Here is a 13411-nt window from a genome sequence, read left to right as displayed (position 1 = left end):
AAGCGAGGGGGAGTGAAATATGCGATGTGTACAATGCGGGGCCGAACTGCCGGAAGGCAGCCGCTTTTGCAGCAGTTGCGGCGCAAAGCAGCCGGGAACGCCGCCGGAATCGATAGTGAGGGAACTGGATACCCCTATAGGCACTGCCCCGGGTTGGGGAGCGAACGAAGCGAATGACAGGAAGCAAGCGACGCCGTCCAACCCGGCATGGCCGGAAGCGCGCAACATCCCGCAGCCGCCTGTCGCGGGGGTCAGTGAGACGCCGGGACTGCGGCGAAGCCCGGAGTCGGAGGAGGCGGCAAAAGCCGAACATGCCCCTCCGCCCGTGAGCGAGCCGATCGCGGTTCGTTTGACGAAGCCGGAGAGCGAACAGGGGGCATCCGGCAGTCCGTCCGGGGAGTCCGGAGGACTATTCGGTCCGGGCGAAGCTGCGCCGCCGCAAATGCGGCCTGTGCCGCCTGCCGGAGACGCTACACGTTTTGCGCCGCCGTCCGCGCCGATTGCCGGGCAGCGCCCGGATATGCGTCATCCTCAGTCCTCCGAACGCCCTGCCGCAGGGCGGAAAAGTGTTGTTGCCTGGATCATTCCGCCGCTGCTTGCGATTTGCGTGGCCGGCGTCTTGATCTGGCAGGTGGGCTATGAGCGGGGAGTCAGTGCCGAAGCTGCGGGAAATCAGCGTTCGGGCGTGGATGCGGCATTGGGCGGCAACTACGAGATTGCCGAGTCCAAGCTCGGCGAGGCTCTGAACCGGCGTCCGGACGATCCGGGAATCCGTTCCGACTTGGAATCCGTGCAGACGATCCGCCGCCTTGACGCGCAGCTTACCGAAGTTCAGCGTATGCTCAGCAGCGCGGACGCGTCGGCGGCGGCTACGAAGCTGACTGAAGTCGGACAGGAGCTTTCCTCGTTAAAAGGCGGGGCTTACAATCGCCTTCGTGCCCGTTTCGACAAGCTGCGCAATCAAGTAGAGGAGGAATCGGCATGAAAAAACAAGCGATCCTCAGCATTATAGTCAGTGCGGCCGTGTTGCTCGCCGGTTCCGCCGGCTCCTATGCCATTCATCGAAGCTATTCCACGAATACGGGCGAAGGAGCATTGCTGGCTAACATAGCGGGCGGAACCGAACTTGCTTCGACGCAGGTAACCGTAGGTTCCGCCGCGGACGACTCCAAAACCAACGACTCCCCGGACGCTTCGGGCGGAAATACGGACTCGGGCAACGCTACGGATGACGGGACGTCGAACGACTCGGCCGGGCAAGGCGGCGAAGACGACGGTTTGACGCTCAAACAAATCATTTCTGCGGTCGGCGAAAAGGTCGTCATGATCGAAACGGCAGACGGATCGATCGGATCGGGCTTCCTTTACAACGACCGCGGCGACATTTTGACGAATGCGCATGTGGTCGCAGGCTACAAAGATGTCACGATCACCACGTCCGATTCGGATCAAATGCCGGGCACAGTGATCGGCATCGGCGAAGAAACGGATGTGGCTGTGGTGCGGGTGCCCGATCTCGAAGGCGTAGAGCCGCTTGAGCTGAAGCTCAGTGCCGAAGCCGAGGTCGGGGATGAAGTATTGGCGCTCGGCAGTCCGTTGGGCTTGCAGAACACGGTCACGACAGGCATCGTCAGCGGCGTCGATCGAACGTTCGATATTGCGCCTTACTACTATGAAGGGCTGTATCAGATCTCTGCACCGATCGCGCCCGGCAATAGCGGAGGGCCGCTGGTGGACCGTCGAACCGGCCAGGTGCTGGGGATCAACTCGGCAGTTACCGACGAAGGCGGCATAGGCTTCAGTATTCCCGTGATCAGCATTGCCGATTCGGCCAAAAGCTGGTCCGACAGTCCGATGGAGGTATTGCCGACGCCGGATTACGGATACGACGAGTACGGACTTCCGACAGACGAATACGGCGACGAATACAGTGACGATTATTACGGCGACGACTACGGATATGACGATGTTCCGGCGGAGGCAACCGAGTTGGAATATGCGTCGGAGGACGTTCTGTACGAGTTCTACGACGCGGTCGCGCTGCAAGATTACCAGACGGCCTACGATCTGCTCGGTGCCGAATGGCAAGCGAAGCAGTCTTACGACAATTTCGCCGGCGGTTACAAGGATACGCTCAACGTCTATCTCGACTACTGCATCGGCGTGGAAAACGGGGACGGAACCGTCAGCGTCTATGTCACGATCGCGGCTGACGAGCGCGCAGAGGACGGAAGCACGACTACCGAATTGTACGATCTGGTCTACCAGGTCGGCTATGAAGCGGGAGACGCTTCGGATGTGCTGAAGATCATCAGCGGCAAATCGGAATAAAGGAGGATGCAAGATGACGAATATCGAGCGTAAAGAACATTCATTTGTGATGAGCAAAGACGGGCAGGAAGTCGGTAAAGTCAATTGGACGGTTCGCGGTGACGGAGTGCTTATGGTCGATCATACTTTCGTAGCCGAATCGATGCGCGGTCAGCATGCAGGCGAGCAACTGGTAGAGCGCGTTGTAGAGTTGGCCCGCGAAAGCAGCGTGAAGATCGAACCGGTTTGTCCGTTTGCGGAGGCTTTGTTTAAGCGGAAAAAGGAATACGAGGATGTGTGGCAAAAAGACTAAGGTTGAACATGCAGGCTTAATCGGCTCAAGGTTTTTCTCCGTATCTACGGAGGAAGACCTTTTTTTTATGTCCAAGTGTTCACAATTTAAATTGCAAACAACGTTGACTTCATCATGTAAATAGAATACAATTAGATTGTAAACAATTTATATATAGAACGGCGCATAACCCCAAAATAACGGAAGCGAAAAGGAGAGAATTTAAATGAGCGCATTGTATACGGCAACAGCAACAGCAGTAGGTGGACGTGACGGTAAGGTAACTTCTTCGGACGGTATCATCGATATCAGCTTGAAAACACCAAAAGGCCTCGGCGGCCCGGGCGGAGACGGAACGAACCCTGAGCAACTGTTTGCGGCTGGATACTCGGCTTGCTTTGACAGTGCTTTGAACCTCGTTATTCGCTCCCAACGCATCAAAGAAGTAACCGGAACGAGCGTAACCGGCGATGTATCGATCCTCAAGGACGCATCCGATAACGGATTCAAGCTTGAAGTGATCCTGAACGTTAAAGTCGAAGGCGTGGATTCGGAAACGGCCCACAAACTGGTGGAAGCGGCTCACCAAGTATGCCCGTATTCCAAAGCGACTCGCGGCAACATCGACGTAACGTTGAACATCGTTTAATATAGACGTATCGAAAGTCTTGGCCTTCGCTCGCGAAGCGCAAGGCGCAGCAGCAGGAGGACGGAATATGCGGCAGAACAGATTGTCTTTCTATCCGTATACGCAATGGGAGACCGGCATTCGGTCTCCCTCTTCTGCATGCGGTCCGGCTGCGATCGCGGGGATCGTGCGTTTTTGGGAAGAATGGTTGGCAAAAGAGGGCGGGAAACCGTTCGATCGTTTGCCTGCCGATCCGGTTCAAGCGGTAAACGGCATCTACGCGTTTAGCGGGGGAACGCCGCTCGGGATGCCGGCTCCGGTGTTGTCGTTCGCGCTGCGGCGGCTGTTGAACAGGCGGTTGCAAGACAGCGGATTGCCGGGCAAAGTGGTAACCCGGCGCCTTAGCGGGTTCGAAGCCTACTGCGCGGAGATCGACGCCGGACGTCTGGTCGCGGTGAAGTTCGATAAATGGTTTTCTTTTCGCTGGTTCGGCCGACGGCCTGTGTTCGATTATCATTGGACGGTAGGCTGCGGGTACCGGATCGAGGATGACGGGACGGCTTTCCTGCTTGTGCACGATGCGGGCGGCCGCGGCAAAGACGGTACGTTTGTACGGAGCCGTGAGCGGCGGATTCCTTACGAAGCGCACCGGGGGGTGTTGACGTTTGTGGGCGTGAAGTTGGGGTGAAGTCGGAGTGAAGTTGGAGGGCTGCGGGAGAAATTCGCTGTATTCGCTGTCTCACCCGGAAAGCGGCAAGGAAGGGATTTCAGGGGAGAAGCTTTCTGGGTTCAAAGGCGAATACAGCTGAATTTCCCCCTCCGCGCGCAACTTCGGTGTTTGGTAGGAGATAAGGGGAAAGAGACAAAGATAAAGATAAAGACAAGAATAAAGAGAAGAAGCCCTTTTCCGAGTGGGAAAGGGCTTCTCTTTGGGTGTAGTTCTGTTTTGGCGTAAGTTTGGAATGAAAAGAATAGTACGTATGCGCAGATTACGGATAAATGGATAGCACTTATACCGGTTCTTGCAATCGGCGTATTACTCGCCGGAAGTGTCGGTTTCGGTGTCTGTTGATTCTTTGGAATTGTCGGTACCTGTATCGGTTCCTGTAGCCGCGCCGTCTGCGGTGGCTTCGGCTGGGACGGCGATTTCGCCTACTTCGTTTTGTTTGGAGTACGCGCCGTCTGTGCTGGCTACGATATGCAGGGACTGTTCGGACACTTGAAGCGTTGTATCGAGCTTCACGCTGGAAGATGTCAGTTGGTTACTGGCTTTGTCGATGACCAGGTTGTAGCTGACGCTGCCTTCGGAGCCGCTTTGCAGCAAGGCTGAGAGCTGGTCGGCTTGGGCGGAATCGCCCATCTGGCGCGCCAGGGAAGCTTCGATCAGCTTGCCGGCTTCTTCGCCGCTGGCTTCAAGGCTCAGCGTGTAGGCTGTGTCGTCTTCGGTCAGCTTGAGGCTGTCTTTGTAAGAATCCAGTTCTTCGAGCAATGGAGCCGGGTCGAGCAGGTCCGTCGTGATTGCCACGTCTTCGCCTGCTTCTTCAAGGTTTTGCGTCGTCCATGCGCCGTCATTGCTTTTGGTATGTAGTTCGTTACCTGCCGCATAAATTTCGGTCGATCCTTGTTGTCCCTGAGAAAGCGTATCGATCTTCAGTCCGTATTGGACTTCCGGTTTGGCGATGACGTCGCCGGTGATATCGATTGCCGTTTCTGTCGGATCGGGTGCTTCTGCACCTTCGGCCGCAGGTTGCTCGACGGTATAGCTTGTTTTCGATTCGATGGCATAACTCTCCAGCGCTTGCGCTTCTTTGACGGCCAGATCGTAGACGGCAGCGGCCGTTTGCGTCGTTTCGCCGGAAGGCTTGGTTTCTTTGTCCTTGTCTGCCGTTCCGGTGTCTGCCGTGCAGGCTGCCGAGAACAGAAGCAGCGACAAAGCGCTGATTTTTAGCGTGTTAGCGAGATAATGCCGATTGCGGTTACTTTTTGCCGAGTACATGATGATCCCCTTTCGACTTGTGCGATACTTCTTACCTTACCATTTTAGGTGGACGAAGTAAAAAGTGGGTAACTTTTTTGTCGCAAACATTTCAAATTGTTGTCACTTAACATCAAAGCTTTGACGCGATATAATGGTTAACGACAAAATTTAAGGAGAATACGCCCTTATGAGCTCACCCAACGAGAACGAGAATTACCGTCCGACCACGAATCGCAACTTTGCCGGGCTGATTATTACCGTTTCGATCGTGGCGAACATCATCATCTTGCTGTTGTTCTTTTCGCCGATCGGCTATCAGGGCAGCGTGCATTTTGATCTCACGATCTTCCCGCGATTGAACGCCATCTTTAACAGCTTCACGTTTATTTTCCTGGTTTGTGCTCTCGTCGCGATTATCCGTAAAAACGTTCCGGTCCACAAAGCGTTTATCCTGGCGGCTTTCGCCTCGACGCTGCTGTTTCTGGTATCGTACCTGACGTTCCACTACATCTCGCCGGAAACGACGAAATTCGGCGGCGAAGGCATCTTGCGTCCGATCTACTTCTTCATCTTGATCTCGCACAGCATCCTGGCCGCGCTGATCGTGCCGCTCGCGCTGTTTACGCTGGTATTCGGCTGGACGATGCAAGTGTCGAAGCACCGCCAGATCGCCCGCTGGACGATGCCGATCTGGCTGTATGTCAGTTCCACAGGCGTGATCGTGTATCTGTTCATGGCACCGTACTATTGAGTTTTACCCATCCGATAGATGGAAGCAACATAAGCGTATCCGCGAGGGTGCGTTGATCTGGGCATTCGGGCAGATCAACGGGCTAGCGGATGCGTTTTTTTGTTAATCGGGCAAGGATTAAAGTGTTGAAAAAGGTACGTAGGCGCGGGGAAGCGAGAAGACTGCGAGAAAAATTGCCAGCATACGCTTCCGAAGTGCATTTCTTCGAAATCCTGTATTTCACTGAATTTCTCTCTCCGTCTTCTCGCTTCCAGCTACGTTGGGGTTTTCGACACTTTAGGGGAGGGAAAGATCGGGGAAAAAATTTAATTTGCCGATGTCAGGTTCGATATGGTATAAAACTTGACAATATCCATACATGAATTTACGAAACGAAAAAACGCCATAGGCGCAAAGGGGAGGAAGTTTTATGCTGGAATACCGTTTGCCGGAACTGTTGCACAAGCTGCCAAAAGTCGATCTGCACCTGCATTTGGACGGGAGTATCCGCGAGTCTACGTTGTGGGAGATTGCTACTGAACAGGGGATAAAGCTGCCTGCACGGAGCGCCGAGGAGCTTGTACCTTTCATGAAAGTGACAGAAGAATGCCGGAGTTTGCTGGAATATCTGGAAAAATTCGATTTCGTGGCAGGTTTCTTGCATCATGAGCATGTGCTGGAGCGTATCGCCTATGAGCTGGTTGAGCAGGCGGCCGAGCAGAATTGCCGATATATCGAAGTTCGTTTTGGCCCCCAGCTTCATCGTTCGGAAGGGTTAAGCTGCGAAGAGGTCATTGATGCGGTGCTGCGTGGACTGCGTCGTGGCGAAGATGAGTTTGGCGTTATGGCACGTGGGATCGCGGCTTGCCTCCGTCATCATTCTCCGCACGTTAATATGGAAGTGATTGCTGCCGCCGCGGCTTTTAAAAACCAAGGGCTCGTCGCTGTTGATCTGGCAGGGCCGGAAGCCGCGTTCCCCGCGCACTTGCATCGGGCTGTGTTTGAATATGCGCAGTTATTGGACATGCCGGTGACGATCCATGCGGGCGAAGCAGGGGGTGCGGAAAACGTACACGAAGCCATCACGCGTCTGGGAGCAACCCGCATCGGTCACGGCGTACGCTTGCGCGAAGATTCGAAAGTGCTGGAGCTGGTTCATGCGCGCGGGATTGTACTGGAGATGTGCCCGATCAGCAACTATCAGACGAAAGCGATGAACAGCTGGGACACCTATCCGATCCGTGAGTATTTTGATGCCGGACTCAAACTGACGATCAATACCGATAATTTGACCGTGTCTGATACGTCGATGGCGAAAGAATATGGCATATTGATTGAAAAGTTCGGGTTTACGATGTCGGAGATCGCGACGCTCATCCTGAACGGGGTCGATGCGGCTTTCCTTCGTCCGGAAGAAAAAGCCCGCCTGCGAGCCGAATTTTCAAGCGAGTTTGCATTGCTGGGATTGAAGCCATTCGCGCACCCCGCGTCATCGCAAACTTCGGCAACCGGCTAAAAAATATCGCAAAAGCGGAGAAAGATCACATTAGAGCGCTTTCTTATTGGTGTAGACTTGAGATACAAGGGTCATTGGGCACATCAATAAGGGGGCGCTTTGTCATGATCAGACGCAAATGGCGCAAGCGGGCAAAATGGAAAACGCTGCTGCTTGGGCTGGTTGGAATGGTGATGCTGACAGGATGCACGACGGTACGCGAAACGATGGGGCAATTGCAGATTTACGGAAACAATGAGTTGATTGCGCAAAGTCAGGATCGTTACAGCTACAATTCCCGCGAGGGCGAGGCAAGTCCGGAAGGCACCCAGTTTGATTTTAGACAGTTTACGGGCAAGCATACGTTGTGGACCGTGGATGCGCCGGAGAGCTCGCAACTAACCCTGGACTTGAATCTGGGTATCGATAAAGGAAAGTGTAAGCTGGTGCATGTCATGCCTAGCGGCGATGTCGTGAAGTTGGCCGATGCGAAGACCGATGCGGGAGTCATTACGGTTGAACTGCCGGAAGGCGAGAACACCATCAAGTTAATCGGGAAAAAAGCTTACGGCAATCTGAAGGTGGAATTCAGCGATACCGGAACGGCTCAGGTGTTTGCAGCTTCGGGCGAGAATAGGGCGATTGAATAGACAGCATCGGATTTTGAAAAAGTAAAAACCGGAAACTCCTGAGAAGGGGTTCCGGTTTTTTATGTCAGAGGGTACGGAAGTCGTACAACATAGTCTCTATTAGGCTTTCGCCGCTTCAAAACGCGCGATCCGTTCGAGCTTGCGCGTAATTTCTTGTTGCCATTTCTTGTCGCCTACCTGAACAGCCACATTAAGCAGAACCAAGTAGTCGTCAAGGGTAAGACTTACTCTGGAAGTTGATGGTTGCATGCGATTGTGCCCCTTTGAATATAGAATGAACGTACGGGAATGATAATCATTATCACGTTTACCTAAGTCCTATTATCCATATTTTTAAGCAAAATGCAACGAGCTAGCAGGCATAAATGTTAAACGATTAGCAGAAATGCCTTGAATTTGACGAAAATTTGAAGATTGGCGCGGTTGAAAAGAAGTTATGGAGGAGAATTGGAGCCGTAACGAATGAGAGCATGGCGGCGTTTATAAGAAAAGCAGGTGGGAGTTCAGACTTCCGGGGAGGAGCGGATTTCGGTTCAACATGATCGGATGGCATACTGGGGATTTGTCGGCTTGGCGGTTGCCGTGGCAGCCTGTTGGTTTTTCAACGTCGCCTATTATCGGGAAGCCCAGTTGGAACACCCGGTCTTTCTGGATCATTACATAGAAGCGGAAAGCGGGAGCGGCGTCGTCTTTTATTTATATGTGTTGGAAAATCGGTCAGAAACCAATCGAATAGAGCGTATCCGGATTCCCGAACTTGAAGACGCACAGGTAAGCCGGAGTTGGAACGATTCGTACCGTTATCAGGACCTGGCACACTTCGAAGTTTTTTTGGATCAGGAAATGGCTTCGGAACTCTATTTTGAAAATTGGGAGCATGCCGAGACGCCGATCATGATCGGGCAGGTGGAGGTCATGTATACGGACGGTAGCGTGTCGACTGAAAATATCGGAGAAATCCGGCTTTATCCGCGACTTTATAATACGGATAAGCCACTGTCTGCTCAGGATAAAATCATGGAAGCACAACGCGGGCAGTCTACGGTTGTTGCGCAGGAAAATTTGAAAATAACAGGCGTTGATTATAACGAGGCGTCAAGACTCGGCAATCGGCTGGAGTTGTACTGGGGTCAAGGCAGCGAAGTCGGAGAGTGGGATTTCGAACGGCCGGAGGAAGACCGGATCATCGGCAAGCCGATCCACGAAGTTCAATTCCCGATGGAGTTGAAGCTAGGTGAAGATGTGACCGTTCGCTATCGTTTTCGGGACGTAACCGCTCAGGACTGGTCGAAGGTGTACCAATTGCTCCCGCGGTTCCGGGTCGAGACAAAAAAGGAAATCATTCAAGCTCGCCCTATAACGATTCAGTATAGCCCCGCTCCAACCGAAGACGAAGTGCGTCAATTTGTTGAAGAAAGGAGAAATCGTCCATGAAGCCAGCTTTTGCAAACTTATTCTGGGGGCTACTGCTCGTCTGGATCGATATTCCTTTCTCCACATTCGATGTCTTTAACGATACGGTAGGTTATCTGCTGATCGCTTACGGGATGCACCGGATCAGCAAACCTATTCCATTGTTTACATTTGGACGCTGGTTGGCCGCATTTTTAGCGATCCTTTCGATCCCGACGACTTTTTCCGAAGAATCCGTCTCTTTATTCGACCAACCTTTCTTATTGCAAGGCACCTGGTGGGAAATTTGGATGTCAGGCGTCTTGGGCGAATTCGCCTTGCTCCTGCTGATCTACACGTTATGCGAAGGCATCGGCCGCCTAGCCAAATCCCGAGGAGAAAACGGCCTATTCGAACATATGCGCGGAAGCGGGTCCGTCTACCTTTTTTCCGCCGTGCCGTTAATGCTGATCTCCCCGTTCCTTCTTAATTTCGACATCGAAGCCCTTCCTGTCATCTTGCTCATCTTAGGCGGCGTCAGCTTAATCGGAATGCTCCTTATCCTCTACGGCCTCATCCGCGCCGGACGCGACCTGCACCGCACCACCCCTAAGCGTAGACTGGATATCCGCGTCTGACCGCCAGCCCTATCAACAACGCGTACCCAACAGCCAGAAACAAATCCTACAAGCGAGCACAAAAAAACTTCACCTTCACTCTAATGCAGTGAAGACGAAGTCGTTTTTTAGAATGAAATGATCCGTATCTCATGCTTCTAAGACCTATCTTTTCCTTCCCCTATAACCCCAAAACACGAAGCCCGCTTGTAACCGAAGCGATAGGCGAAGGGAGAAATTCAGTTTAATGCGCCTTTGAACTTGGAAAACCCCATCATTACATTCAATCAAGTTTTCCAAGTGAGACAGCGCATTAAACGAATTTCTCCCGCAGCCGCCCCAGCTTCCTTACAAACAGGAACTTCGCTGTCACCGCGACAACCACACGCGCAACAACGAGAACAATCTCTCCACATCCAACGGCTTGCTGATATAATCCGACGCCCCGGCCTCCAGGCACAGCTCACGCTCGTCTTTCATCGCCTTCGCCGTCAACACGATGATCGGAAGCTCGGCGAACATCGGCTGAGACCGAAGGGTTCGCATGGCTTCATATCCATCCATGACCGGCATCATGATATCCATCAATACCAGATCGTAAGCCGGATCGCGTTCCAGCATATCCAAAGCTTCCCGCCCGTTTTCCGCAATGCCGACCTCGGCTCCGCGGCTTTCCAAAGCGACAGTGATTGCATAAATATTGCGCGCGTCATCGTCGACAATCAGCAGACGTCTGCCTTTGAAAATCTTCCGGTCCCCGTGCTGCTCTTGTGGCAGTTGAATCGCAGGGTTTTCCTCCAACTTTTCCAAATCAGGCTTCTCATCCGTCGGAGTTATAGATTCAGGTTCGGCAGGCGCTTCGATCAACTCGGCTACAGGTTGCGTTACGTTTCGGAGATCGGTCGGCAAAAGAACGGTAAAGGAACTTCCTTGCCCCAACGTACTATTCAGCAAGATGGTTCCGCCCAATAGACGAGAGAACTCACGGCATATGGACAGACCCAGACCCGTTCCGCCGAATCGTCGCTCTGTCGAACCGTCGGCTTGCCGGAAAGCTTCAAAGATCAATTCTTGCTTCTCCGGCTCGATTCCGATCCCGGTATCCGCCACTTCAATCTGTATGCCGCTGAGGCCGCCTTCCGGACTTGGCAAGGTAGCTGGCGCAATGCGCAGAGCCACATGGCCTTCATTCGTAAACTTGATGGCGTTAGCCAGCAGATTTTTTACAATCTGTTGAAGCCGTCGTCCGTCTGTCCAGATCAGCTCAGGCAAGCCGGGTTCGGTCGTGACTTCAAAAGCCAGATCTTTTTTCTTCGCGACTTCGGTGAACAGTCCTTGCATCGCTTGCGGCAATTCCGTGAGGTTGTAGGCTTCGATCGTGACTTCCATCTTGCCCGCTTCCGCTTTGGCCAGATCCAGAATATCGTCGATCAGACCCAGCAGATCATGTCCCGAGCTGTGGATCGTCGTCGCGTATTCCCGTTCCTGAGTCGTCAGCATCCCGTCTTCCTTTTCCGAAAGGAGCTGGGACAGGATCAAAATGCTATTGAGCGGGGTGCGCAGTTCATGCGACATGTTGGCAAGAAACTCCGACTGGAACTCGGCGCTGATCAGCAGATCGTGTTGGACGACCTCAAGCAGCCGATTTTTTTCCTCAACCTGCAAATTGGTACGCTCCAGTCCGTCGTTGACCGTCCGCAACGTCTCCTGCTGGGTACGGAGTTCCTCGGATTGCGCTTGAAGTTCTTCCGTCTGACTTTGAAGTTCTTCCTCCGATTGTTGGGTTTGACGCAGCAATCGATCGACTTCCATTCGGCCGGATACCCCGCTGATCGCAATGCCGAGCGTTCCGACCAATTGCTCGATCAATCTCCGCTGCGCAGACGTGAATACGTTTAGCGAAGCCAACTCTACGACGGCCTCGACGCGGCGCTCAAAATGAACGGGAGCCACAAGCAGACTGCGAGGAGGCATTTCTCCCAAGCCCGAGGCTACATGGAGATAATGTTCCGGCAAATCATCAATCAATAAAGGCTCTTCGCTAAGCGCGGCGCGTCCAACCAAGCCTTCGCCCATTTTGAAAGCGGCAACTGAAGCATCTGCGGCATAATCGGAAAAGGAAGCAATCCGAACCAGGTCTTCTTCGCCGACCCTTAAATAGAACACGCCATAAGCCGCCCCGCTGAGCGGAACTGTTTTTTGAAGAAACGTCGATGCTAATTGTTCAACGGAGTTGATATTTTGATACAGCACGAACGATTCGGCCAAAGTGGTCTGAATCCAGGTGTGTTCTTCCAGATTCGCTGTCATCTCCCGCTCTTGGCGATTATGATGCTCAAGCGAAGCGGCCATTGCATTAAACGAAGCTTCGATATTGCCAATCTCGTCTTGAATCCGGGCATCCAGGCGCGGCAAAGACTCCTTTTCCTTGAAATCGGCACTGCGCATCACGTTGCTGACATGTTGGAGCCTGCGGGCAGTGCTGCGAATCGTCCAAAGGCTCAGTATCGCGGCTGCGGCCAACAGCAAAGGAGCCGAGATCGCCATACTCCACAGCATATTGCGCGCCGCTTGGCCGCTGTCGGCCCGGGCTTCGCTCAGTGCGTTTTCCTGTGCGGCCTGAAAAGCATCCAGATTCTCTACCAGCTGCGCGCGGAATTCTTCTGTTTGGCGACCGGGTTCGGCGATCGCGGCTTCAGTTGCTCCGGCGAGAATTTCGTCGGTCATTTGCTGCGCGGCATCCAGATAACTTTCGTAAGCGGTTCGGATCGCCGCCAGGCGAACGATACCTCGCTCGCTCACGTCAAAGCGCTCTACGATCATCAGGCGCTCCAGCGATTGTTGGCGATATTCGGCGATCTTCGCGAGTCGGTCCTGAATCTCTCCCGGGTTATCCTCGTCGCTCAGGCGGCCAAGCTCGCTGTCGAACGCGTAGAAGGCGCTGCGAAGATCGGAGCCGGCTTTTAATTTGTCGTAGCGCTCGGCGATCGTGATATTGACGGAACGATCGATCGAGTACAGAAACGAAGCCGATACGCCCAAAATCAGCAGCATAATAGCGAACAGGGAGCCGAACCCCAAAAGCTGCCTTGTTTTATAGCTCAAGTGAGTCTCCTCCAGACGGGTTATGAATCGTTGAACAAACCTGCGAAAAGTTTATGTAAGATCAAAATAAAGCAACAAATTGTACTCAAATAGTATAAGCGTTTTCGGCAAATTTGTCGTGCATCGAAGGCAATATTGGCGCGGAAAAAGAGAAACGACGCCCCGGTAAGGGACGTCGTTCTGTCGTCGTTCAAACCATGTAAGGTTATGAATC

General features: G+C 53.2%; 13 protein-coding genes. 10 read left to right on the top strand and 3 right to left on the bottom strand.

Going from position 1 to position 13411, the window contains the following annotated elements; translation table 11 throughout:
* Nucleotides 1–19 precede the first annotated feature (19 nt).
* The 5 genes from WKI47_RS03225 to WKI47_RS03205 all read left to right on the top strand — a co-directional run bounded on the left by WKI47_RS03225 (nt 20) and on the right by WKI47_RS03205 (nt 3918).
* The gene (locus WKI47_RS03225) at nt 20–985 is read left to right on the top strand and encodes a zinc ribbon domain-containing protein (RefSeq protein ID WP_340225755.1); all 966 of its coding nucleotides are present in this window, start codon (nt 20–22) and stop codon (nt 983–985) included.
* Nucleotides 982–2331, top strand: a complete 1350-nt coding sequence (locus WKI47_RS03220) for a S1C family serine protease (protein ID WP_340225754.1) — start codon at nt 982–984, stop codon at nt 2329–2331. Before WKI47_RS03225 ends, WKI47_RS03220 begins: the two co-directional genes overlap by 4 nt.
* 13 nt (nt 2332–2344) lie before the next feature.
* Nucleotides 2345–2623 (top strand): GNAT family N-acetyltransferase, encoded by a 279-nt coding sequence (locus WKI47_RS03215; protein WP_340225753.1) that lies wholly within the window; start codon nt 2345–2347, stop codon nt 2621–2623.
* A gap of 205 nt (nt 2624–2828) precedes the next feature.
* On the top strand, nt 2829–3251 hold the full coding sequence (locus WKI47_RS03210) for an organic hydroperoxide resistance protein (protein ID WP_340225752.1): 423 nt from the start codon (nt 2829–2831) through the stop codon (nt 3249–3251).
* Between the two features lie 67 nt (nt 3252–3318).
* Nucleotides 3319–3918: a hypothetical protein gene (locus WKI47_RS03205; protein ID WP_340225751.1), complete on the top strand. Its 600-nt coding sequence runs from the start codon at nt 3319–3321 to the stop codon at nt 3916–3918.
* Between the two features lie 348 nt (nt 3919–4266).
* Here the strand turns inward: WKI47_RS03205 and WKI47_RS03200 are convergent, their stop codons facing one another.
* Nucleotides 4267–5226 carry a DUF6612 family protein gene (locus WKI47_RS03200; RefSeq protein ID WP_340225750.1) on the bottom strand — a complete coding sequence of 320 codons (960 nt, stop codon included), beginning with the start codon at nt 5224–5226 and terminating at the stop codon, nt 4267–4269.
* A 169-nt stretch (nt 5227–5395) separates the two neighbouring features.
* Here WKI47_RS03200 and WKI47_RS03195 point away from each other — a divergent pair, with 169 nt between their 5' ends.
* The 3 genes from WKI47_RS03195 (at nt 5396) to WKI47_RS03185 (ending at nt 8083) form a co-directional block, all read left to right on the top strand.
* A complete protein-coding gene (locus WKI47_RS03195) occupies nt 5396–5959 on the top strand; it encodes a DUF420 domain-containing protein (protein ID WP_340225749.1) in 564 nt (187 codons plus the stop codon).
* A gap of 409 nt (nt 5960–6368) precedes the next feature.
* Nucleotides 6369–7454 (top strand): adenosine deaminase, encoded by a 1086-nt coding sequence (add, locus tag WKI47_RS03190; RefSeq protein WP_340225748.1) that lies wholly within the window; start codon nt 6369–6371, stop codon nt 7452–7454.
* A gap of 104 nt (nt 7455–7558) precedes the next feature.
* Entirely contained in the window at nt 7559–8083 is a 525-nt protein-coding gene (locus tag WKI47_RS03185; RefSeq protein WP_340225747.1) for a hypothetical protein, read from the top strand.
* A 99-nt stretch (nt 8084–8182) separates the two neighbouring features.
* On the opposite strand, the gene WKI47_RS03180 is transcribed toward WKI47_RS03185, so the two are convergent.
* Nucleotides 8183–8332 carry a hypothetical protein gene (locus WKI47_RS03180; protein ID WP_340225746.1) on the bottom strand — a complete coding sequence of 50 codons (150 nt, stop codon included), beginning with the start codon at nt 8330–8332 and terminating at the stop codon, nt 8183–8185.
* 246 nt (nt 8333–8578) lie between these two features.
* On the opposite strand from WKI47_RS03180, the gene WKI47_RS03175 reads away from it, so the two are divergent.
* A complete protein-coding gene (locus tag WKI47_RS03175; RefSeq protein ID WP_340225745.1) occupies nt 8579–9517 on the top strand; it encodes a hypothetical protein in 939 nt (312 codons plus the stop codon).
* The gene (locus WKI47_RS03170) at nt 9514–10113 is read left to right on the top strand and encodes a hypothetical protein (protein ID WP_340225744.1); all 600 of its coding nucleotides are present in this window, start codon (nt 9514–9516) and stop codon (nt 10111–10113) included. Before WKI47_RS03175 ends, WKI47_RS03170 begins: the two co-directional genes overlap by 4 nt.
* A gap of 348 nt (nt 10114–10461) precedes the next feature.
* Here the strand turns inward: WKI47_RS03170 and WKI47_RS03165 are convergent, their stop codons facing one another.
* Nucleotides 10462–13197, bottom strand: coding sequence for an ATP-binding protein (locus WKI47_RS03165; protein WP_340225743.1), 2736 nt, complete (start codon nt 13195–13197; stop codon nt 10462–10464).
* Between the last annotated feature and the right edge of the window lie 214 nt (nt 13198–13411).

Source organism: Saccharibacillus sacchari (genome assembly GCF_037722395.1).
Taxonomy (GTDB): domain Bacteria; phylum Bacillota; class Bacilli; order Paenibacillales; family Paenibacillaceae; genus Saccharibacillus; species Saccharibacillus sacchari_A.
The sequence above is the reverse complement of the archived record's forward strand: the minus strand, read 5'-3'. Positions and strand labels throughout refer to the sequence as shown.

Bases quoted from the DNA above. Each gene is read 5' to 3' on its own strand.
- WKI47_RS03215 (WP_340225753.1), top strand. From the start codon at position 2,345: ATGACGAATATCGAGCGTAAAGAACATTCATTTGTGATGAGCAAAGAC.
- WKI47_RS03225 (WP_340225755.1), top strand. From the start codon at position 20: ATGCGATGTGTACAATGCGGGGCCGAACTGCCGGAAGGCAGCCGCTTT.
- WKI47_RS03195 (WP_340225749.1), top strand. From the start codon at position 5,396: ATGAGCTCACCCAACGAGAACGAGAATTACCGTCCGACCACGAATCGC.
- WKI47_RS03210 (WP_340225752.1), top strand. From the start codon at position 2,829: ATGAGCGCATTGTATACGGCAACAGCAACAGCAGTAGGTGGACGTGAC.
- WKI47_RS03220 (WP_340225754.1), top strand. From the start codon at position 982: ATGAAAAAACAAGCGATCCTCAGCATTATAGTCAGTGCGGCCGTGTTG.
- add (WP_340225748.1), top strand. From the start codon at position 6,369: ATGCTGGAATACCGTTTGCCGGAACTGTTGCACAAGCTGCCAAAAGTC.
- WKI47_RS03170 (WP_340225744.1), top strand. From the start codon at position 9,514: ATGAAGCCAGCTTTTGCAAACTTATTCTGGGGGCTACTGCTCGTCTGG.
- WKI47_RS03200 (WP_340225750.1), bottom strand. From the start codon at position 5,226: ATGTACTCGGCAAAAAGTAACCGCAATCGGCATTATCTCGCTAACACG.
- WKI47_RS03205 (WP_340225751.1), top strand. From the start codon at position 3,319: ATGCGGCAGAACAGATTGTCTTTCTATCCGTATACGCAATGGGAGACC.
- WKI47_RS03180 (WP_340225746.1), bottom strand. From the start codon at position 8,332: ATGCAACCATCAACTTCCAGAGTAAGTCTTACCCTTGACGACTACTTG.
- WKI47_RS03185 (WP_340225747.1), top strand. From the start codon at position 7,559: ATGATCAGACGCAAATGGCGCAAGCGGGCAAAATGGAAAACGCTGCTG.